The 22532-nt window shown below is 40.9% G+C and carries 15 protein-coding genes; 4 read left to right on the top strand and 11 right to left on the bottom strand.

The window, feature by feature from the left end; all coding sequences use genetic code 11:
- Nucleotides 1–35: 35 nt before the first annotated feature.
- The 5 genes from V7K60_RS05360 to V7K60_RS05340 all read right to left on the bottom strand — a co-directional run bounded on the left by V7K60_RS05360 (nucleotide 36) and on the right by V7K60_RS05340 (nucleotide 9350).
- Entirely contained in the window at nucleotides 36–1232 is a 1197-nt protein-coding gene (locus V7K60_RS05360; protein WP_334923568.1) for an EAL domain-containing response regulator, read from the bottom strand.
- Nucleotides 1233–1447: 215 nt separating this feature from the next.
- A complete protein-coding gene (locus V7K60_RS05355) occupies nucleotides 1448–2209 on the bottom strand; it encodes a hypothetical protein (RefSeq protein ID WP_334923567.1) in 762 nt (253 codons plus the stop codon).
- A 530-nt stretch (nucleotides 2210–2739) separates the two neighbouring features.
- A complete protein-coding gene (locus tag V7K60_RS05350) occupies nucleotides 2740–5538 on the bottom strand; it encodes a glycoside hydrolase family 10 protein (RefSeq protein ID WP_334923928.1) in 2799 nt (932 codons plus the stop codon).
- Nucleotides 5539–6935: 1397 nt separating this feature from the next.
- Nucleotides 6936–8261: a TIGR03279 family radical SAM protein gene (locus V7K60_RS05345; protein ID WP_334923565.1), complete on the bottom strand. Its 1326-nt coding sequence runs from the start codon at nucleotides 8259–8261 to the stop codon at nucleotides 6936–6938.
- A gap of 264 nt (nucleotides 8262–8525) precedes the next feature.
- A complete protein-coding gene (locus V7K60_RS05340) occupies nucleotides 8526–9350 on the bottom strand; it encodes an undecaprenyl-diphosphate phosphatase (protein ID WP_334923564.1) in 825 nt (274 codons plus the stop codon).
- A gap of 445 nt (nucleotides 9351–9795) precedes the next feature.
- Between V7K60_RS05340 and V7K60_RS05335 the strand changes: the two genes are divergently transcribed.
- The 3 genes from V7K60_RS05335 (at nucleotide 9796) to nadB (ending at nucleotide 13363) form a co-directional block, all read left to right on the top strand.
- Nucleotides 9796–10575: a DUF3120 domain-containing protein gene (locus V7K60_RS05335; protein WP_334923563.1), complete on the top strand. Its 780-nt coding sequence runs from the start codon at nucleotides 9796–9798 to the stop codon at nucleotides 10573–10575.
- Nucleotides 10576–11108: 533 nt separating this feature from the next.
- Nucleotides 11109–11537, top strand: coding sequence for a photosystem II complex extrinsic protein PsbU (gene psbU, locus V7K60_RS05330; RefSeq protein ID WP_334923561.1), 429 nt, complete (start codon nucleotides 11109–11111; stop codon nucleotides 11535–11537).
- Between the two features lie 149 nt (nucleotides 11538–11686).
- Entirely contained in the window at nucleotides 11687–13363 is a 1677-nt protein-coding gene (gene nadB / locus V7K60_RS05325) for an L-aspartate oxidase (RefSeq protein WP_334923559.1), read from the top strand.
- Nucleotides 13364–13411: 48 nt separating this feature from the next.
- On the opposite strand, the gene V7K60_RS05320 is transcribed toward nadB, so the two are convergent.
- The 6 genes from V7K60_RS05320 to btpA form a co-directional block, all read right to left on the bottom strand.
- Nucleotides 13412–13966: an IS630 family transposase gene (locus V7K60_RS05320; RefSeq protein WP_442944344.1), complete on the bottom strand. Its 555-nt coding sequence runs from the start codon at nucleotides 13964–13966 to the stop codon at nucleotides 13412–13414.
- Nucleotides 13963–14472, bottom strand: a complete 510-nt coding sequence (locus tag V7K60_RS05315; protein ID WP_334923555.1) for a helix-turn-helix domain-containing protein — start codon at nucleotides 14470–14472, stop codon at nucleotides 13963–13965. The genes V7K60_RS05320 and V7K60_RS05315 overlap by 4 nt, the downstream gene beginning before the upstream one ends.
- 166 nt (nucleotides 14473–14638) lie before the next feature.
- Nucleotides 14639–14845, bottom strand: a complete 207-nt coding sequence (locus V7K60_RS05310) for a hypothetical protein (RefSeq protein ID WP_334923553.1) — start codon at nucleotides 14843–14845, stop codon at nucleotides 14639–14641.
- Between the two features lie 768 nt (nucleotides 14846–15613).
- A complete protein-coding gene (locus V7K60_RS05305) occupies nucleotides 15614–17818 on the bottom strand; it encodes a CHASE2 domain-containing protein (RefSeq protein ID WP_334923552.1) in 2205 nt (734 codons plus the stop codon).
- 623 nt (nucleotides 17819–18441) lie between these two features.
- Nucleotides 18442–19425, bottom strand: a complete 984-nt coding sequence (locus V7K60_RS05300) for a vitamin K epoxide reductase family protein (RefSeq protein WP_334923550.1) — start codon at nucleotides 19423–19425, stop codon at nucleotides 18442–18444.
- A 90-nt stretch (nucleotides 19426–19515) separates the two neighbouring features.
- On the bottom strand, nucleotides 19516–20364 hold the full coding sequence (btpA, locus tag V7K60_RS05295) for a photosystem I biogenesis protein BtpA (protein WP_334923548.1): 849 nt from the start codon (nucleotides 20362–20364) through the stop codon (nucleotides 19516–19518).
- 755 nt (nucleotides 20365–21119) lie between these two features.
- Here btpA and rimO point away from each other — a divergent pair.
- Nucleotides 21120–22439 carry a 30S ribosomal protein S12 methylthiotransferase RimO gene (gene rimO / locus V7K60_RS05290; RefSeq protein ID WP_334923546.1) on the top strand — a complete coding sequence of 440 codons (1320 nt, stop codon included), beginning with the start codon at nucleotides 21120–21122 and terminating at the stop codon, nucleotides 22437–22439.
- Nucleotides 22440–22532: the final 93 nt, after the last annotated feature.

Genomic DNA, 22532 nt, shown 5'->3' with positions numbered 1-22532 from the left:
TCCCAATGTCCAATATTTACACATACAAGCATTAGTTAGTTAACAAAAAATTTTCTTTCAAATTCTGCTGCTGGTAACGGACGACTAAATAGAAAACCTTGCATAAAATTACAGTTATGTTGGCGTAAAAAGCCTAGTTCTGCTTCTGTTTCTACACCTTCAGCCACTACATCTAGATTGAGATTATGAGCCATCTCAATTAATGCTTTAGCAATGGCTGACTTTTGAGAATCCTTAGCAACATTATGGATAAAATAACGGTCTATTTTTAATGTATTAATTGGTAAATTTTTCAGATAAATCAAAGAAGAATAACCCGTACCAAAATCATCGATCGCAATTTTTACACCCAAAGATTGCAATTTGCTCATAGTAGCGATCGCACTATTTACATCTTGCATAATCATACTTTCAGTGAGTTCTAGTTCTAGGTCATGTGGTTCCAAATTATTCACAGATATAAAATTGACTACATTATGAATAAAATCTGGCTGATTAAATTCAATTACTGACAGATTTACAGCAACAATCAAAGAATGAATTCCAGCATCACGCCAGCTTTTAATTTGTTTGCATACCCTTTTTAATACCCATTTCCCAATCGGAACAATTAAACCTGTAGACTCTGCTAACGGAATAAATTCTGTTGGATAAATCATTCCTAATTCTGGACTTTGCCAGCGCAATAAACTTTCAGCACCTACTATTTTTCCAGATGCTATATCAACTATTGGTTGATAATAAATTTCAAATTCTTGAAAATTATGTTGTTTGATAGCTCGGTGTAAGCTAATTTCTAACAACTGCATTTTTGGAGACAAGTTATTAATTACAGTCTGAGGAGATAAATGCCTTTTTAAAGTAGCGTATTTTTCCAACCTATTGATGATGGCACTTAATAACTCAGATCGAGTGAATGGCTTAGTTATATAGTCATCTGCACCCATATCCATACCTTGACGTAAGTCAGATTTGGCAGATTTGGCAGTGAGAAAGATGAAGGGAATTGTTGCCGTTGATCGATCTTGATGTAATGCTGTTAGCACGCCATAACCGTCAATTTCGGGCATCATCATATCACAAAGAATTAAATCAGGAACTTCGGAGATAGCCAAATTTACCCCGATTCTGCCATTAGCCGCAGCAATAGTTTCAAAATTCTCAGCTTCTAGCAAATCTAAAATATTTTCCCGGACTGCTTCTTCATCTTCTATTATTAATATTTTGGGCATAAATTACCTCATATTTTATTTATTTTTTAACGGCAACAGCCAGCAATATTTATTACAAAAACCACGATATTTATAATAAGTATTTTAACTTTGTAGACATATATACACTTTTTTAAAATTACCATTTTTAATCTAGTATTTAGTATAATAACACCATTTATAGTTTGATAAAATGACTCGATAATATCTCCTATATCTTCTTGTAAAATACAAATTTACCAATCTTGAGTTTCAAATACAGCTTGTCTATGTTGACTAAGGAAACTAAACTTGAAAGTGCTATCATCTGAGAAAGATTTAATCGAATTTGAAAACAATTTAGTCAAAATGTGTACCAGAAGTTTTTCATCAATGCAGCAGATTACAAATTTATATTGACTGGTAAAAAAAATCAAGCGCCGATAGCCCAGATTTATCTGTATTTGTTCTGGCGATTGTCGGCTATGTTCAACCAAATTGAAGGATGTTGGTCTATACTTTAATTTCCCCACTTCTAACTGGCCAATAATCAATACATCATTCAACATTTCAGTCATGATTATGTGATATTTGGGCGTATTGGTCTGCATGACCCTATTAGACTTACGATATAAGTCCAAATCTCCCTCATAAACTTCAATGAAGTGAGTGTATTTGCCTGTCGTAGCTTTACGTACTATAGCGTGTGCTAGTAACCATTGGGACTTGAGTAATTGTCTCTCAACGAAAATCTGATCTTCTAGCTCAAGGGAACCAATACTAGCATTAACTCTAGTTTTCTCTGTTTCTTGTGCCAGTGCTTGATAGATACTTTCAGGAGTAATATTACCTGTGTTATCTACAACTAGCAGTAGTTCCAACTGCTGCTGGTACAGCCGTGATAGCACTGAGACTATCTCCGAAAATTCTGACACGTTCAATGTCATGACTAAGGTATGCATAACTTCAAAAATATTGACTGTTTTCAAGCTAGTTCCAGAAGCTACAAGCAGTACCATATCATGCTTGGTGAAGTACCCTACTACCTGCGAAGATGAAAAAACAAGACACTCTTTTCTTACCCAGGTGCGACATCAGTGCGTAAGCGTAGCCCATTATAGACATAGCATCTACTCTAAAAGTGATGTTTTTAACACAACCATCAGCGGCAAACAGTCAATTCTTAATTTTAAGCTTTGTAGCTCGATGAGTTGAGGTAAAGCTTGCATAGATTTTAATGATAGCTATCATCAAATAATAGTTATCTAAAGCTGGTCATCTAAGTATTTTCCAATATTTTGACGCTAAACAAGTAGTAATATTTGGGATACAAACACTACAAAAAGTGTGTTAAGAATTACAAACTAGCTTATATCCAGCTAGTTGGGTATTGAGCATCCCTTCCCTGCGGGACGCTACGCGTAGCTTGCTTAAGAGCAGGGGTACGCTCAGGGCAAGTGGGCATGAGGAAGAGGACAAGGGGAAAGACTTGTTGCAAGTTTTCCACTCAAGTCACTTTGTCTCCCCTGCTTCTTGCCCCTCTACCTCTTCACAAAGGACGCAACTGCACCCGTCGTTCGCCGTAACGTAATAACCTTTCTATAGTTACGAGTCGATTTTCCCAAACTTTGACTTGATAGGAATTCGACTTAATTTCTTGGCTCATCAATACCCGAAATTGAGACTGGAAACGAGTTAGAGAGGCTCTTGCCACCAGTAACTTACTAGCAGAAGGGGAGGCGGCAAGCTGATTTAAAGCACTGCGTAAAACTTCTGCCTGGTTGTTAAAATCTGAAATTTTCTGAGATGGCCTTTGTCGTTGGTCATTTTGGAAAACAAATTTCCATTCCCGTTGTAGTGCGGTGTAACGGATGGCGGCAGTTTGAAAAGGCTGTCGGTGAGGAATCGGTTCACTTGTTTTGGATTGAATCCTACCTTGGGTGCTACTAAAGATTTTTTGGAGATCGTTGCTAAAATTTTCTGCGGCAAATAGTGCATAACCACTAACTGGCAAGTCTCTTACCAACTGGAGTTGATCGAATGCCCCGATTGTTGACAGAGAAAGTAAGCGAATTCCCGGCACCAACAAGGTAGCTCCCAATTGTTTAGAGGCAATCCAGGGTTGGGCCAGTCGTTGAAACCGAGAAGTATCCAGAGCATAAGTCATGGGAACAATTAAATCTACATCCCCCCGCCTTGCCCAAGTTTCCCAATTTTGTTGAATTTTCTGAATCCGTTCTAGTTCCGGCAAAGGAAATACTGCAACTGACAAAATCAAATTCGGTTGCTTTTGTCGTAACTGCTGTGATACTTGGGCAACAAAGCTATCAACTTGCTCAGTGCGAAATGTTGTCCATTTTTGCCACAAGTCTGCTTGGCTAGGAGAAATATTCACTGGATCTACACCAGTAAGTTTTTGAAATTGCGCTCTTGCAGCTTTCCCATAGCCATAAGTTCGACCTGCTGATGGGTCTTGGAAAGGGTAGCGAATGTAGTCTAGCTGTAGACCATCCACGTTATATTTAGTGACAATTTCCTCATACAGCTTGAGCAAGTATTGCCGCACTTCGGGGTTGGCTGGATCGAAGAATGGCTTAGTCTGACCAACGGGAATCATGTTGCCAAGGTTATCGTAGTTTGCCCAATCGGGATGAGCCGCTAGTACTGGCCCTGGATAATTAGGATTAAGGTTGAGAATTTCATTATGACGTTGATTGCCAGCAGCAAAAGTCCAGACCCAAGCGTGTAATTCCATGTCTCGCTCATGGGCTAATTTCACCGCTTCTTCCAGTGGATTCCACCCACGAATTAATGGGTTTTGCTCTTTTGCGACTTGGCTCGGATAAATTGTATAGCCAGCGTTAACAGTTTCAAAAAAGACGGTATTAATCCCGGCTTGGGCGAGGCGATCAAAAATTTGTGCCAGTCCCGCCTTACTACCAGCGCGAACAATCGTCCCTCGATCTAACCAAACTGCGCGAATTTCTGGTTGAGCTAGCTTCCGATCAACAGGAAACTGCTGCCACAAAGTCGTTTTAGCAACCAGCCACTGCTGACGAGCCAAAGCGTAGTTTTTTTGAGCAATCAATTGGGGTAAATTTTTGGCAATTAGCCTTACTTGTGCTAATGCTTGGTCTTTACTTATGGCTAGCGCCCCCAGTTTGGTTGAGGCCAATTGTATTGGCTGTTCTTTGACATGGGGGGTGTTCAAATGACTAGAAAACTGCTTTTCCTCAGATATTGTTTCGCCAACATTAGCTGCATCAGCTAACACCGCTAAATGAGCGCTTTCCACCCGACCAATCAGATTTTCTAGCTCTTGCTGGAGAGCGATCGCTTGGTTGTGATCAATCGGCTCATTGGAGTTGGGTGCAACATCCAAACGCACCGCTTGTTCTAATTGGTCAATAGCCTCCTGAGAACTTGGGGGTTTGACCATAGGCAACGCTCTAGGTATGGGAGCAGTGGCAGTTTTAGGAGGAGTTAATGAGGGGGATAAGGGAGATGAACTACCCCCCTGCCCCCCTGCCCCTCTGCTCCCCTGCGCTGAGGGCGTAGCTGCAACAGTTGTAGAGCAGCTTTGGGAACCTCCTGCTATTTTTTTTGTACGATTTGATGGCGCTAGTGCTGTCAAATAGTGATTGATGGTAGTTTTTAACCAGGCATTATCCAACTCGGCTGCTGAGGCTGTATCTGTTCCCCAGCGCCAGCCCAAAAAGGTAGAACGCTCAGTTGTCACTACTGCGGCCGGATTATCTTTGGAATTCCAAACAGCAGGAGATTCAGTGCCCATATCATTAGGAATCACAACGCCGCCGCGCACTTTACCAAAGAGTCCAGTTTGATTTGCCCATTCTGGGATCTTGGTTTTTGCAGCTTGAATCTGTTCTGTGTCACTAAGGCTGAATCCCCAATAACCTCCCAAGAGTGATCGCAATAACTGCCGTACTCCTGGCGATGACAGACTACCTACAGGCCCACTAGCAATCAAACGCCCTCCCTTACTCATCCAGTCTTCTAGAGCGATCACTTGAGTTGGTGTTAATGTCTCGACGTTTGGCAAAAATAATACCCGGCGATCGCCCCAATCTCCCCCACTCTTGACATCATTTAGGGAAATTACACAATATTTTACCCCGATTGTCTGTAAGCGATCACTTATACCTCTCCATTGATTTGCATTTTCTTGGCCATATACTACGCTCAATACGGGTTCTTCAGTCGCCGCCGTTACTGGTAAAATACTCAAAAAATTTAAAACTACAATTTCACAACTTAAAATAAATAGTTTTCTAGATTCTTTAATTTTTAAACTTATATCTTTTTGGTTTTCCTGATAATTCACCAGTGACTCCTCACTTCATTATTAATTAATTTAGTTATTAGTCAGAATTCATTAGTACACAATATAGGACTCTAGCTTGATTCCTAGTAAGTTTACTGAGATCCTCATCTAGATTAAGTAAAGCTAATATTTGGCTTTTCAAAAATCAAATAGAATTCCTATAAGCTTTTTGTAGAAGTACTTAGTGAATGACTTTCATCAATCTAGCCTATCAAAACCAGTAAAAAATGCCAAGATGGATACTCAAATTCCCAGGCGATTCTATAGAAATTGTTAGCTATTACATTGTGATTTTAATTCCATTAGTGGCTAGGTTTTTAGAAAATTTTGCATTTACCAATTCTCATAGGCTTTTGCATAATTGCAGAGAGTTTTCACTTAAACCTAAAATCAAAAATGCCACTCTTGTTCTAATTATCTGTTTTTCAGGGTTTTTGTGAGTAAAAAAAGTAATACTAGTGCATCTTAAAGCCCTCACCCTAAATCCCTCTCCCAAGCTGAGGAGAGGGACTTTAAAATTGGCTCGGCTCCCCCCGGTCACAATTTTGGGAAAAGGGGTTGGGGGATGTAGCAAGATCCCGCAGGTTGAACAAATTTTGTATTTGTGCAATAGGTCTAATTAGTACTCTTGATGATCGCCAGAGTTAAATTAACAATAATTTCTCATGAGTTTGTCTAGAAAATTTTAGATAGAAAGAAGACAATAATTTCAACAGTCGCAATTACAACCATTAAAATTTATTAAATGTAAAAGTCAATACAGTTCAGAATAAGCAACAAAAACCTGATGTAGAAACGTGATTTATCACGTCTCAAAAAACCAATTTTCTACAGCAATAACCCTTGGCTGAATCGAATTGATGCAAAAGTAAGCAATATTTTTACATCTAATTAAAATTTATCAATTTTAGATTTAACATCCAAATGTTTGGATGCAAAAAAATTAGTATAACTTCAAAGGCTTGAAGTTATACTAATTTAAAAAATGTTCACGACAGATAACGTCACCCCCAAGCCCTATTCTTGGTAAGAATAGGGCTTGGGGGTAAGGTTTTGATATGTGCTTCATCCACCTAGTAACTGCTATATAGCGGTTTCCATTCAGATGCGGTATAACATTATATCGCGGGGTGTAGGGGCACGACACTGCTCATTGGTGTCAACTTAACGTGAAAGCCAGCCTAGAAGAAGCTTTTAGATATTGTCTCGTTCCCAGTCTCCGACTGGGAATGCTTATCCTTGAGGCTCTGCCGCCAGGAGCAGCATTTCCAGCAAGAAGCTGGAACGAGGTTTTAAAGGAGTTTCAGCTTAAGTTGACACCAATGGGCACAGCAGTGCCCCTACGGGTGTACCTCACGCAAACCAGAAGCGCTATAGACTAAAGAGCTAACAAAAACAGCTTAAAGAATACAGGTATTGATTAAATCTTCAACTCCTCCTACTGGTAAAATTTTTGTCTCTAATTTACAGGCTAATTCTTCAATACTCATATCATCTAAAAATACTAATTCACCATGTTTTAGCATTACATTTGGCAATAAAATTCCGTCTCCTAAATCTTGCCCTTCTAAGTTCAATAGCAAATCATAACCCGTTAGTAATCCCGTGACAGTGATACTCTGTCCCCAATAATCACTACAGAAAGCACGCATATTTACTTTTAAACCTTCAACAGAATTCAACCGTTTCAAGATAGGTTCAAAGGCGTTTTCTACTGCGTTGCCTACTACCCAAGTTAGTTTTCTCTGAGGATAAACTTTTGGCGGTAGTAATTCTGTTGCCGCGGCTGCAAATTGCTTGATAAACAACTGAATTGAACCAACACCATTATCAATTTGGGGATACTCTTCATATTCAGATTCACTCGGTAATTCCTCACCTGCAATCAAAAACCACTCATCAGCTAACCAAGCGACGTTAGAGGAAAACTTTTGGCGAAATTGTTGCGAGAGTATTCGTACTTGAGAAATTACTTCTTTCGCTTTTTCTCTGGTTACGGGTGTAAGTTCGTCTTCTGGAGGACGAAACCTTGTCAACCCAACTGGCACAACTGCCACTGATGCTACCGTAGGCACTTCACCAGTATGAAAGGATGCTAAGTCTTTTAGGGTTTGCTCCAGGTGTTCGCCATCATTTATACCAGGACAAACAACCACTTGAGCATGAATTTGTAGCCGTCTTTTTTGAAACCATTTAAGTTGTTGTAAGATTTGTCCCGCACGGGGATTTTTCAGCAGTCTAATTCTAACTTCCGGCTCCGTAGAATGAACAGAAACATACAACGGAGACAAGCGCATTTGTTCAATCCGCTGCCATTCTCTTTCTGGTAAATTGGTCAGGGTAAGATAAGAGCCATACAAAAAGCTTAGGCGGTAATCGTCGTCTTTAAAGTACAAGCTGGTGCGCTTACCTGGTGGCTGTTGGTCGATAAAGCAAAATGGACAGCGGTTATTGCACTGAATTAAGCCATCAAATAGGGCAGTTTCAAATTCTAGCCCCAAGTCTTGGTCGTAATCTTTTTCGATTTCCAGGCTATGAGTTTTACCAGCAGCGTCTAAAACTTCTAATTCCAAGACTTCATCAGCACACAAAAATTGATAATCAATTAAATCGCGGGGACGTGTACCATTGATTGCAACGATCGCATCCCCAACTTCAAAACCAATCTCTGCAGCTATTGAGTCTGGAAGAACCTTGGTAATTCGGGCAGGATAAATGGTAGTCATGGGGAATGGGGCATTGGGCACTTGTACTGAGCGTTCGCGTAGCGTCTCGTAGAGAAGTCGAAGTATTGGGCATTATAGCGTTTCTTAGTTGAGTCTAATACAGACTTAACCCCAGCCCCTTCCCTACTAGCGTTGGGGAGTAAAATTCAAAGCCTCTCCCCTTTTAGGAGAGAGGTTAGATCGTATTGCATACAAACAAGCGGTCGCTATAGTCATTTGCTTTGGACAAAGGACAAATGACTAATAACAAATGACTAATGACTATTATCCTTTCCAACCTGCTGCGATCGCTAGTAAGATCGCACTACCAAATGCTAGTCTATACCATACAAAAATCAAAGTGTTTTTGGTTGCTAAGTATTTGATCAAAAATGCAATTGATAGGTAGGAAAAAATCAAGGTTGAAATAATTCCTACAATTAACAGTGCAACAATGTTATCTGGCAACTGGTGAGCTTGAAACAACTTGAATATTTTCAAGCTTTTGTAGAGCGTCGCAATGGTAAGAGTTGGAAAACCTAACAAAAATGAGAATTTTGCTGCTGTAGCGCGTTCTAATCCTAAAAATAAGGCAGTTGTCAACGTCGAACCAGAACGAGAAACGCCCGGAATCAAAGCAAGTGTTTGTCCCAATCCAACTAAAATACCATCCCGAATCTGCAATGACTCAAAACCTCGCTTGCGAGTGCCAATTTTTTCTGCCAAAGCTAGTAAAAGTGCCATTATGATTGACATGATGGCAATAACTAATGCACTTTCTGGTATAACGTCTTTAAAAAGAAAACCGAAAAATAAGGCAGGTATTGTTCCTACTACAATACCGAGAAAAATTTTCAATTCTTCGCGTTGCCAGTCTTGATATATTAGTGCTTCGATTCCACCTTTGACAATACTATAAATCAGCGACCAAAAATAACCCACAATTGCTATAACACTGCCAAATTGTATCGCATCAACAAAATCTTTAGAACCTAGTTCTTTCCAACCAAATACCTTTGTCACAATCAAAAGGTGTGCAGTACTGCTGATTGGCAAAAACTCTGTAATACCTTGAACAATACCTAAAATAAAAGCTTGAATAAACTCCATCTGCAATTAATACCTTTTTCGTGTTTTAGACATTATTCTTGAGATGATGATGTTTTATATACTCTCTATTGCACCCAATCTTGTAGAAAATTCAATTTTACCGATCAATAACATCATCGAAGACGCTGACTATGTTCTTACACCCGCCTCAATAAGTCAACGGAATTTTGTCAATTCATCAAACTTTAATATTTAGCAGACTGATGCAATTTCACTTTTAACTGTTAAATTTTACCCCTCACCTCTCTGTAGTCCCTCATTTACAAGGAACTACATAGCAGTTCTGTACATAGTGCAACTTTAATGGATTCGTCTGAGGCAGAATGTTTTGTTTGGTTTACGCCAACGCTCTTGAAAATTTCAGTATAATTACAATGCCCCAGGGGGGGATTTAAAAGTGTGATATCTTAAATAAGATAAAGTTTAGTAACAAATATTAAAAACTTTGGTTAATAATACACTGTCCTCCTACAGCGCTTCTACCCCTTCTATTGATATTGAGTTGGATTTAGCTGATACTGGGCAGAAGGGTATCAGGCAATTGGAATCTACACTCTCCCTTTCTCCCTCTTTATGCTTATCTATTTCTGCCCAACAAACTTGGTTAGTGTTTGCAGCAGCGGTGTTTTTGGTAACAGTGCCAGTATTTATAGAAGCGCCAATAGTGCGCTCGCTACCAAGTCTAAGTCTAGCGCTGACAGGATTTTGGGTGTGGCTAAGTTTTGCCTTAATGTCACGTCCTGCAACTTATGTCTGGGGGGATTTGCTCTTAGGGTTTAGCTGGAGTTGGTTAGCAGGAGCGATTTACTGGGGCTGGTTACGTTGGGAACCTTTATGGCATTTGCCGGTGGAGTTTATCGGTTTACCTTTCACTTGTTGGTGTCTGGCGAAGAATTGGGGCAAGGTAGGTAGCTGGTTTTATTTAGGTTCTTTACTCGGTACAGTTTTAACAGATATATATTTTTATATAGTAGATTTGATACCCTATTGGCGGCAAATCATGAGAGTAGATGCAGATGTAGTACCACAAATCTTACAAAATGCTCTCATGCAAGTACAAGCACCTTGGGGACAAACTTGGGCGATAATTCTCGCCGTAGTGCTATTAACAGTAGGGATTTCAGCTTTAGGTCGAAATCAAAGACACTGGTATGCCTTTGGTGGCGCAGTTTTAAGCACAATTTTGGTAGACAGCCTATTTTTGTTAGCTGCGATCGCAGCGTGAACAAGCCAGGAGACGCTATTATGTTGCAATGAGCGTGTAGGCTTTTCTTTGGGAAACTTTTCCCAGCCCAATCTACGGCACATCAAAAATGATGCTGTAGATGATTAATTAGTTAAGAAATATTACATAAAATCCATCAGCATCAAGTCTTTTTTGGTAAGGTTTTCGATCTTAGAAATCGTGCAGTTTGGTGTCTGCTTGAGAGGTAGAATCAGCCACCCCGAAAAGATTTAGTCTAGTTGGGAATGTTCCTGGGATCATCGATGCAACGCTATCGCAGCTATGCAGGCACTCTTTCCACGATGAAAATTTTTGGCAAAAGTATAGTCAAACCCAGTAACGGTAAATATTGTGGATATTAATACGCTGTATATTAGTTTCTGATGACTGCTGTGTTGATTAAGCTATCAGGTTTTGTCTCTTGTCCTTTGTCCTTGGCGCTCTCACGTAGAGTATGACTAATGACTAATGACTAATGACCACTGTTAGCTTAAAACTTTTATTTCTGTTTGATGGAAAGAGGTAGAAAAATCGTGAAAGGATTGGCGCGTTTATTAACAGTGTTTAGCTTGTTACTTAGTTGCTGGGGATGGTTGGGAACAACTCAGATAGCCCAAGCTGCTAGTTTCAACAGTTTTGCTTTTCCCCAAGTCCCAGTTCTGGCAATTCAGCGGCAGAATCGGGCAGACGCTAAACTAGGAACGGAATTTGGTAAAAAAATTGATTTGAATAATACCAACGTCCGAGCTTTTCAACAGTTTCCAGGGCTTTATCCCACCCTGGCTAAGAAAATCATCACCAATGCTCCCTACCAAAAGGTAGAGGATGTATTGGATCTTCCAGGATTGAGCGATCGCCAAAAAGAAACCCTGCAAGCCAACTTCGATAAATTCACCGTGACAGAACTAGAGCCTGCCTTCAATGAAGGAGACGATCGCTTTAACAACGGTATCTACAGATAACTGAATTGCAGTTAATGTAGCAAATAGCAGCCCACTCCTGATTCTAGGGAGTGGGAGATGATATGAGTTAGGAGTTAGGAGTTATGAGTTAAAAATTCAAAACTCCTAACTCCTAACTTCTAACTCCTCACTTCCCCCTACCCATTACCTTGTCTCAGATAGATATTCCCAGCCAATTTGATGTCTTAGTAGTCGGCGCTGGTGCCGCTGGACTATACACAGCGCTGTGTCTGCCAGAATCCTTGCAAGTCGGCTTGATTACCAAAGAAACCGTTGCTTTATCCGCCAGCGATTGGGCACAAGGTGGTATTGCCGCAGCGATCGCCCCAGAAGATTCTCCAACACTGCACATTGAAGATACGATCCTGGCGGGTGCAGGTTTATGCGATCACACCGCTGTCGAATTTCTCGCCCAACATGCCCCTAGCTGTATTCAATCCCTAGTTAACTTGGGGGTCGCTTTTGACCGTCATGGTCAAGCTTTAGCTTTAACTTTGGAAGCCGCCCATTCTCGCCGCCGTGTTCTCCACGCTGCAGACACCACAGGCAGGGAAGTTACTACCACTCTCACTGCCCAAGTATTACGTCGCCAAAATATTCAAGTCATTCAGCAAGCTTTAGCTTTGAGTTTGTGGATTGAACCTGAAACTGGTCGTTGTCAAGGAATTAGCCTGTTTTATCAAGGTAAACTTACCTGGATAAGAGCTGGTGCTGTGGTACTGGCAACAGGCGGCGGTGGTCAGGTATTTGCCCAAACCACAAACCCGGCTGTGAGTACCGGTGATGGGGTCGCGATCGCCGGTCGGGCTGGGGCTATCCTCCGCGATTTAGAATTTGTCCAATTTCACCCGACTGCCCTCACTAAACCTGGTGCCGATCGCTTCTTGATCAGCGAAGCTGTACGCGGCGAAGGGGCACATCTCATTGATCATGAAGGGCGACGTTTTGCCTTTGACTACCACCCTGCGGGTGAACTTGCACCGAGAGATGTGGTCAGTAGAGCAATTTTCAGCCATTTGCAACGTACTGCCCTTGATTTGGCTACTGCCCATGTGTGGTTAGATATGCGCCCCATCCCTGCCGAGAAGATTCGTCACCGCTTTCCTAACATCATCAAAGTTTGTCAGCATTGGGGCGTTGATGTCTTCCACGAACCAATTCCTGTAGCGCCAGCCGCCCATTACTGGATGGGTGGAATTGTTGCGGATCTGATGAATCGCACAAATATACCCGGTTTGTATGCAGTGGGTGAAACCGCTAGTACCGGTGTGCATGGGGCAAATCGCCTTGCCAGTAATTCCCTGTTGGAATGTATTGTGTTTGGGGCCCAGATGGCTAATATTAAGTTAGAAAATATTAAATTGCCCTCAGAAACATCAGTGCTACCATTACGGAAATTTAATCCTGATGCTAGTGAGTGGCACATCCAACAAGCACAGCTAGAAGCACTCAGGGAGAAGTTACCGCGTCTAGTGTGGGAAAGTGCTGGTATTTGTCGGGAGCAATCAAGGCTGGAAACTGCGATCGCTACTATTGAATCTTGGCAGCAAGATTTCGCTGCCTTGCCTTTAAGTCAATTCTTGCTTGCTTTACGTCCAGTAGAACCCGCTAGTTTTGACCTACCAGATGTTGAACGGCAATTGGGACTTTGGGCAGAAACCCGCAATTTATTAGATGTAGCTGATTTAATTCTCAAAAGTGCTGCTTTTAGAACCGAAAGCCGAGGCGGACACTTCCATTTAGATTATCCTCAACCAGACTCAAATTGGCAAGTCCATACACTTATACAAACAAATCATTGGTGGAAATCTCCATTATTGTCTTAAATAAACTACCTTAAAGAGCCTGACAGTTTTCGCAACCCTAATACCAATTTAATATGAAGCTGCATAGAAAAGGGCTTCTAAAATAAAGTTATAAGAGGAAACAGAAATTACCTGCTCGAATGTAAGTTGATCAAACAATTGCTGTATGCGCTCGCGTAAATTTTGTATGGAAGAAAATAATTCATTTTTGAGCGACTTTTTGAGGAACTGCCAAAGCCTTTCAATCGGATTCAGTTCGGGAGAATGAGGTGGTTGAAGTAGAGGAATAATATTTTCCGGCCAATTAATTGCACAACTTACATGAGCAGGAGCTTGGTCAATTTGTAAAATTGCATAATCTGAACCTAATTGCTGAGATAGCCAGTCTATGAATTGTTGAAAATAATCACCATTAAGTTTGGGGTATTCTTGTTCGAAATGTTGTCCCGTTAATGGTTCAATTGCACCATAAATCCAAAAATTCTCTCTTTCCCATTTAACGGATACAGTTGGCTTTACTCCAGAAGCCGTAATCACTTTTCCTGTCAAAGTTTTTAATCCAACCCTAGTTTCATCCTGGCACAGGTAATGAACACATTTTCCTTGGGCTAGATTTTCTTCTATACACTTGAGAATGATTCCGAGTTTTTTTTAAACTCAGATACCAATTTTTCGTCTTGTTTGTGGCTTTGAGGACGAGGCACTTTTAGCTTTGCTCCTAATCGATATCGAACCCAGGCATAAACCGTTGCATACTCGATATTTAGTCCATGTTCTTGTTTCAACCACTCAACTATTGCACCATAGCTACTAAAGCCTTTTCCTGTTTTTAACTCTTCTGTGAGTGCTGCGATCGCTGCGTCATGAATTTTACGTTCTGCTCCTGGAGCTTTTTTGATTGACAATAATTCATATAGCCCACCTGATCTATACTTTTGCAACCACCTTGTCACAGTTGAGGTATCTTTCGCCAAGCGTTTTCCAATTTCTTGCTGCTCCTTAACTTGTCCGCTTTTTATCCACCACAGCATAATAAGTTTTTCTTTCTGGTTTCCCAAGTTAGGTGTTTGTAGACGTTTTTTAAGTTCTTCTTCACTCTCTGCGATTTCAATTTTAAAAGGGCGGCTCATGGTTATTTTAATTTATCGAGTTTATTTTCTCCATTATATGCAGCTTCATATAAAATTGGTATAAGCACAACATCTTGCAATGAGCCGCTAAGTAAAATATGTGGTGTCCAAAACGGTAGCTACCTGATCAAGCTACTCTACCACAATCTAAAAATCAAAAATGCCATTAGCGGGTGCCGCTACCATTATGACTGTCGGGACCACCATAATTTGGTGGAATATATATGTCTTTTAAATTTTGAGAATTGACCTTGCGGGCGATTAAGGTGTTACTGCTAGTAGAACCAAAAGAATTAGCACTTGCAGTACTGAATATACCTGTGCAAGCGGCAATTTTTGGGAGCAGTATATAAGCACCTATGCAGAATATCATAAACTTTGTGATTCGGAAGTTAGTCTTCATATCTTTCAGTAATTTTACTAATTTTTTATTTTAAAAGGTATTTTTTCTTTACTACCGTATATTTACTGGGCTTTTTGAAAAAAGTATTTTAACTTTATGAAATTATTGCTGGTAGTGTACAACTTATTGTGGTATTCGCTTGTCGATTAACCTTAATCTGCCGATATTAAATAGTCTTTATACTTAAGTGGTACTGTTAATAGGCAGCTTTTACATCAGTCTCAGGTTAGATATGTCAATAATTTACTGTAAATATTTTGCTAAGTTCACTATTTATTAATAATATTTTAATATTGCTAAGTATAAACACTATGTTCGCTAAATCAGAAGTTAAGAAAAATATGAAATAATACTTATTTGGTTGTATAGTTTAGACTTAATGAGTAAAGATGTGTAAAGATAAAACAACATATTTATTAAAAGGATTTTTAAACCTATCAAACAGCGTAATCAGCGAATAAATATAAGTATAATTTTTAGCAAAACTAAGTTTACATTGAAAATTTCTTTTCCTAATCATCTTTGATGACTAATTGCTTTTTGACATAAGTTATGAGGTTTAGTCTTCAAGCCAAAAAGCCTTGCTAGGTCTACATATTGGCTAAAAAATTACCTCGCAGTATATACGCTATATTTCTTCAAGACAGTGTTTTAGACGTATCTCCAGTCTAAATTCCTAATTTAAAAGTAAACATTGTAACTACAGTTAAAAAATCTGGAGATTTGACTCTTGACTAATCAAGCAAACTCATAGCGATTTTTACCCAGGCGCTTGGCACGGTACATTGCTGTATCAGCTTGTTTCATCAAAGTTTCACTATCTTGACTGTTGTATGGGTAAACACTAATGCCAATACTGGCAGTGACTCGGATTGGATAGCCGTCCAAAACAATTGGCTTGGTAATACTGTTTAAAATTTTTTCGGCGACTTTAGCAGCTATTTGGACATTAGGAATTGCCCGTAAAATCACAGTAAATTCATCGCCACCCAAACGAGAAACTGTATCACTAGCGCGTAAACAGTTGCTGAGTCGTCCAGCAATAGTTATTAGCAAGCGATCGCCTATCTCGTGCCCCAGAGTATCATTAACTTGCTTAAAGCCATCTAGATCAATAAACAGCAGTCCCAGCAACAAGTTGTTGTGTTGCGCCCAATGTAAGGACTCGTAAAGTTGTTCGACAAAAAATTTGCGATTGTATAAACTGGTCAGGGGGTCGTGATACGCTAAATAACGTAAGTGGTCTTCTTTGAGTTTTAATTCATTGTTAGAGCGGAATAGTTCAGCAGCAGTACGCTTAAGCTGTTCTTCGATCAACTTGCGCTGAGTAATATCCCGGATGACACCAACTAAAAAGAAATTACCAGCCGAGTCTTTGTGAAGCGATCGCTTAGTGGCAATTAGATAAGTCTTACCATCGGCATTTGTAAATTCTTCTTCATGTTCTTGGGGTTGCTGAGTCCGAAAAACAAGATCGTCCTGTTGTCGAAACACATCAACTTCGTGTTTTGGGAAAAAGTCATAGTCTGACTTTTCAATTAAAAACTTATTTGGATAACCGATAAATCGACAATACGCCTCATTTAAAACAATCCACTGGTGTTGTTCATTTTTCACAAAAATTGGATCGGGGATCGTGTTGATAACGTGATGCAAAAATTCTTTGGAACGTTTCCACTCTTCCTGCATGTGAGCAATATGACTAGTCATCCAAATAGCTGAAGTGCCAAAGCAAACCAGTGAGGGAATGAGTGGTATCCACCAACCGTACAAGAAAGCCAGGTATGCACTCACGGTCAATACAAAGCAAGAAACTAGGATACAGAAGAGACTCCTAGTTGCATGTCGTATCTGCCATATCGTCACGGCTCCCAGATAAGACCAAACAAAAACCCACAAGTATTCCACCAAGTCAGGCCAAACTTTGAGTAATGGTCTTCCATCAACAGCAGCAGAGATTAACTCACTAATAAAATAAGCCTGCAATTGAATACCAGGTACAGGCTTTGCCGTACTCATTACACTGCTGGAGTAGGGAATAAATACAAAATCTTGGAGACTGGGTGCAGTAGAGCCAATAAGTATAATCCGATCTTTGATTAAGTTTGCTTTGACTTTATCTGCCACTACATCTCTCATTGATACTTGGTGAAAACTACAAAATTCTCCAGACGAACTTTGACATTTGGGTTTGGGAAAATTGCTCAAAATTTGGTAGCCTCTAGCATCAGCTCCTACATAAGCACCATCATTAGCCTCAAAACGAGTAAATGCTGCCTTACCCAATTGCAAATACTCAGGGTTGCTTTTTGCTTTCGTGGGAGTAATTCCCTTTGACTTTAAATACAATAAAGCCAACTTCAGGGCAAAACTTTCGTGTACTTGATTTTTAACGTGCCAATACAACAAACTGCGACGTACTTTACTATCAAGATCGTACAGCACGTTATTAAAGCCCACTTGATTCTGATTTAATCCCAGTGGAGGCGAAACACTAACGTTTTTGTTTTTGTCATTTGCTAGTAATTCAATACCAACTAAGTTGGGCGTTGACTTGTAAGTATTACGCAGTTCTTGATTACCAGGCTCTACTGGTAAATTTCTGTAGATATCTAAGCCAATAGCACGGGGTTTGTGGACATTTAATTTTTGCAACAACTGGGCAATATTCGCATCTGGAATTGGCCACGAACCTACTTCGTCTAAATCAGCCTCATCAATCACTACGATCGTAATCCGGTCTTCTGACGGTTCATTTGGACGTAAGCGAAAAAATTGATCCAAAGCCGCCAACTCCAAAGATTGCAATAATCCAATCGAGTGCAAAAGCAGGACGCAGACTGCAACGCTGGCCGCAGTAATCAATTCTCTGTGTCCTCGACTAAGCGATTGTTTCAGTCTAAAGATTAACTTCACAAAACGCTTGCCTAGCTGCTGATTCATTCCCATTACCTAGTAGGGAGAAATATTCTCTATTTCTTATAGCTATTAACTATCGGACTAACATAGCTCAAGTAGGAGCTAAATAGAGTTTCTAAAAATTTTTTCTACTCAGCAAGGTTCTTTAAGACATTGTGGTATTTGTGATGTATTACCATATATTGAGGCCAATTATCTGACTAAAGGGCAACTGGGACTCTTGTGGCTATCAGCACAGATTAATAAATATTGTTGAAAGTGAGTTCAGTAAATTTAACTCTCAAAGCCTTCTCTAGTAGAGCCTACTCAATTAAACTCACATTTGCGATCAATTAGGTATTTTACTAAGAATTACGTAAACTTCCAACAACACACCTCTCGGTTCGAGCCTGACATGATTACATCCCAAGGTGGCTCTCAAGTATTATAAAATGAATTAAAATATACATTACTCTTAAATAAATATACTTATCTAATTTCCTTGAGCTTAAGTATTTGCAGATAAAAGCCGCAGGAAAATTGGTAATTGGGCATTGGATAAGACCTATTATCTGTTACCAAATACAAAAAAGCCAACTGGAAACAGATTTTACTGTATCATCCAGTTGACTATGGGGTGTGAACTACTGAAAATCAGTGTAGATACTTTACTTAAAATACTTGAAGTTCCGAGGACCTGTGTAACCAGAAACTTTCGCTAGTTCCTCTAAATTTTGGACTCCACTATAGCTTTTACCATTAACGATCCAAGTGGGGAAACCTTCAATTTTTGCAGCTTTACAGAGTTCTGGTTGAGCTTTGAGTCCATCAGGGGCGCACTCTACCTTAATACCATTATTGATTATTTCCTCAGCTTCTTTACCAAAAAGCAGCTTTTGTTCATGACAGTGAGGACACCAATAAGCACTGTATTCCTTTGCACCTACCTTTGCCAGATGGCTTGCTAAGGCTATTTCTGCCTCACCAGAAGTAGTGGTAACTTCCCAACCGAACGCTGGGTTAGGGTTTTCCTTGGGAGTAAAGGTAATTTTTGTGGGTTGTCCAGGAGTTCCAGGTGTAACATCTGATTGATTCACGCCAGCATAGACGCCTAAAGTACCAATCAGCGTTACCATCCCGACAATCAAGGCGGTAAAGAAAATTTGTCCAATATCCTCCCAAGTCCGACCGATAATCGCTAGTACCAAAAGACTCACAGAGAACAAAGCTGAACCGATACAGTAAGGACAAATAGCTTTGAGTTGAGATGTCAGCACAAACATTAAGTAGCCGCTAAAGACAGACATAGCGATCGCACCTACCAGCAGCAGCCACCACGTCCAATTTTCCAATTGTTTGCGATTATTGTTTTCCCCTGAGTTAAATACCAAGGGAGCCAAAGCCAATATCACCATACTGGTGTATGCCAAAAACCCAAACAAGGCTAATGGCTGACCAAAAACCGTTGCCCAAGGACTGGAAAGCACATCATTACAGCCCTTAGCACCAGCCTGTGCCACACAAGCGGCACTGCCTCCAGTTAACTTTTCTATAGTGAGATAACCTGTTATCAGGGCACCACATCCAGCGATCGCGGCAATCAATGGACGTGACCATTTATGAATCCAAGGAGTAGAACGGCGGCGAATCATAAACTGTTATTGGTTAATGGGCATTGGGCAGTGGGCAGTGGGCGGTGGGCATTAGGTATTATTTATTTTTCCCCATGCCCCATTCCCTATTTAAGAATGTAACTTCACTTGTTCTGCTGATTTGCTTTCACCTTTGGAGTTCCAATTGCGACGGGCAGCTTCCACAAATTGACTGACGCGAATTGGGTCAATTGGTTGCTCTATGCGTCCATGACGTTTCAGGGAGCTGGAAACTATTACACCATCTGCTGCTTGCATCAATGTATCAATATTTTCCCAATTAGCCCCACTCCCGATGAACACTGGCGTGCCATTTGCTGCGCCACAAGCTAGTTCCAAATCTTCTAAGTTAGGAGGACTACCAGTAGCCCAACCAGATAAAATCACTCCGTCTGCTAAACCCCTTTCAATGGTGTCTTTTACAGCGACTGTGAGATTTGGAGAACTCAAAGGACGGGCGTGTTTCACCAACACATCGGCCAGGATTTTAACATCACAGCCCAACTCCCGTCGATAGCGGAGTAGTTGATGGGCTTCTCCCTCAATTAATCCTTGGTCAGTTGCCATCACCCCTGTGAGGACGTTGACGCGGATAAATTGCGCCTGTACACAGCTAGCGATCGCTATTGCACTTTTGGCATCGTTTCGCAATACATTTAAGCCTATAGGCAAAGTCACCAAATTCTGTATCCGCTGCACCACAATAGTCATGGCACTCACAACCACTGGATCGACTTGGTTTTTGGTAAACGGCGCGTCGAAAAAATTCTCGACAATCAGACCGTCAACCCCTCCACTTGCCAGGGCTGCGGCTTCTTGTTCGGCACGGTCAATCACCGTTTTTAGGCTACCTCCCCAACGGGGTGAGGCAGGCAGTGGTAGCAGGTGAACCACGCCAATAATTGGTGAGCGAGTTTTAAATATCTGATATAAGTCCACGTCTTTAATTTGCCTCGCACAGTCCAGAGTCCAGATTTTTTTGACTATTGAACGCCAGATCAACACCACTCCCCTGAAGGTCGGGAACCTCTATATAAGGGTGGCTCTTCAACGGGGAAAATCCCGCACGTGACTGGCTCCCTTTGACCCTTGACTCTTGACTTTTCATTAACTAGTCAAATGTGTTTTATGATAGTTGGTTTATTGCCTCTTTCCTCAGATGGAAATTGCCGTCAAACCTCCCATAAGATATGTTAAGATAAAACCTGGCTACAAGAGGAGTTTGCCACTCACTAGACGCAAGGCAGCTTTCCGTGGTTTAGGCGTCTTGTCCGCGCACTGTCGTAGGACTTGCCAATCGCCAGGGTAGCATTACTGCTTTATAGGCGTAGTCGCTTTCGTCGATTTCCCTGAGGGTAGCGACTTCTCACAACAAGCCCTTTGGGCGGCTTCCCGATGGGTAGGTTAACAACGCATACGCTGTGGTAATGTAAAATACCAATAGGCGAATTGTTAAAAAACATTACAAGTGTCAAATGTACCCAAAGACACTTCAATTTACCCTGGGGAACAGATTGATAAAAATATCATAACATGACCTCTATTTTTATTATTGATAGGGTCATAATTATGCGGACAGTTGCTGACAGTGAAAATCTGCCATCGTACTGTTATTAGAAGGATAGCGATCGGAAAAAAGCGAAATTAGCACCAAAATGTTGACTACAAGAAAAAAATGAAGATATTTTCAAAATATGGGTGACAAGCCAACGATTGCCATTTCTCACCTGGGCTGCGAGAAAAATCGAATTGATACAGAACACATGCTGGGAATGCTCGTAGAAGCAGGCTACGGTGTAGATACAAATGAAGAGTTAGCAGATTACGTTATTGTTAATACTTGTAGTTTTATTGAAGCGGCCCGGCAAGAATCTGTCAGAACTTTAGTAGAACTGGCAGAGGCAAATAAAAAGATCGTAATCACTGGCTGTATGGCGCAACACTTCCAAGAACAACTTTTGGAAGAGTTGCCTGAAGCAGTAGCCGTTGTGGGTACAGGCGATTATCACAAAATTGTAAATGTAATTGAGCGTGTTGAACTTGGCGAGCGGGTCAAACAGGTTAGTATAGAGCCAACCTACATTGCCGACGAAACTACACCGCGCTATCGCACTACAACCGAGGGCGTTGCTTACCTCCGGGTTGCGGAAGGATGTGATTATCGTTGTGCATTTTGTATAATTCCTCATCTTCGAGGAAACCAGCGATCGCGTACTATTGAATCTATCGTCGCCGAAGCGGAGCAGTTAGTTAGTCAAGGGGTAAAGGAAATTATTTTAATTTCCCAAATCACGACTAATTATGGTCTAGATATTTACGGTCAGCCAAAATTAGCCGAATTACTTCGCGCTTTGGGGAAAGTAGATATACCGTGGATCAGAATGCACTACGCTTATCCCACGGGACTGACCCCAAATGTGATCGCGGCCATCCAAGAAACACCCAACATCCTGCCTTATCTAGATTTGCCCTTGCAGCATTCTCATCCAGAGATTCTCCGTGCCATGAACCGCCCTTGGCAAGGGCGCGTAAATGATGGGATTATAGATCGCATCAAAACGGCGCTACCAACAGCCGTATTGCGGACAACATTTATTGTTGGTTTCCCAGGAGAAACAAGCGAGCATTTTGAGCATCTACTAGAGTTCGTCGAGCGGCATGAATTCGATCATGTTGGTGTCTTCACCTTTTCCTCTGAGGAAGGAACTCCAGCTTATAAGTTGCCAAATCAGTTGTCCCAAGAGGTGATGGACGATCGCCGATACCAACTGATGGAACTCCAGCAACCGATTTCTCAAAAGAAAAATCAACAGGAAGTAGGCAAAATAGTCGATGTCCTGATTGAGCAAGAAAATCCTGAAAGTGGTGAATTAATCGGTCGTTCAGGTAGATTTTCCCCAGAGGTTGATGGTCTGGTGTATGTCAAAGGCCAGGCAAAGTTAGGAACCATCGTGCCAATAGCGATTCACCACGCTGATACATACGACCTCTATGGTCAAGTAGTCAATAACTAAATTGTCCTTTGTCTTTTGTCTTTTGTCCTTTGTTAAATGACCCTTACAGATTCACCCTTATCCCAAGATCAACGCTGCATTAATGGCAGTTTT

The organism is Nostoc sp. (assembly GCF_036917555.1).
Taxonomy (GTDB): Bacteria; Cyanobacteriota; Cyanobacteriia; order Cyanobacteriales; family Nostocaceae; genus Nostoc.
Note: the sequence above shows the minus strand (reverse complement) of the source record. Positions and strands in the feature narration are given on the sequence as shown.

What these genes read in the sequence shown, in the direction of transcription:
- V7K60_RS05360 (WP_334923568.1), bottom strand. Translation starts at nt 1,232, where the DNA reads ATGCCCAAAATATTAATAATAGAAGATGAAGAAGCAGTCCGGGAAAAT.
- V7K60_RS05355 (WP_334923567.1), bottom strand. Translation starts at nt 2,209, where the DNA reads ATGGTACTGCTTGTAGCTTCTGGAACTAGCTTGAAAACAGTCAATATT.
- V7K60_RS05345 (WP_334923565.1), bottom strand. Translation starts at nt 8,261, where the DNA reads ATGACTACCATTTATCCTGCCCGAATTACCAAGGTTCTTCCAGACTCA.
- V7K60_RS05340 (WP_334923564.1), bottom strand. Translation starts at nt 9,350, where the DNA reads ATGGAGTTTATTCAAGCTTTTATTTTAGGTATTGTTCAAGGTATTACA.
- V7K60_RS05315 (WP_334923555.1), bottom strand. Translation starts at nt 14,472, where the DNA reads ATGAGCCGCCCTTTTAAAATTGAAATCGCAGAGAGTGAAGAAGAACTT.
- V7K60_RS05310 (WP_334923553.1), bottom strand. Translation starts at nt 14,845, where the DNA reads ATGATATTCTGCATAGGTGCTTATATACTGCTCCCAAAAATTGCCGCT.
- V7K60_RS05305 (WP_334923552.1), bottom strand. Translation starts at nt 17,818, where the DNA reads ATGAATCAGCAGCTAGGCAAGCGTTTTGTGAAGTTAATCTTTAGACTG.
- V7K60_RS05300 (WP_334923550.1), bottom strand. Translation starts at nt 19,425, where the DNA reads ATGATTCGCCGCCGTTCTACTCCTTGGATTCATAAATGGTCACGTCCA.
- rimO (WP_334923546.1), top strand. Translation starts at nt 21,120, where the DNA reads ATGGGTGACAAGCCAACGATTGCCATTTCTCACCTGGGCTGCGAGAAA.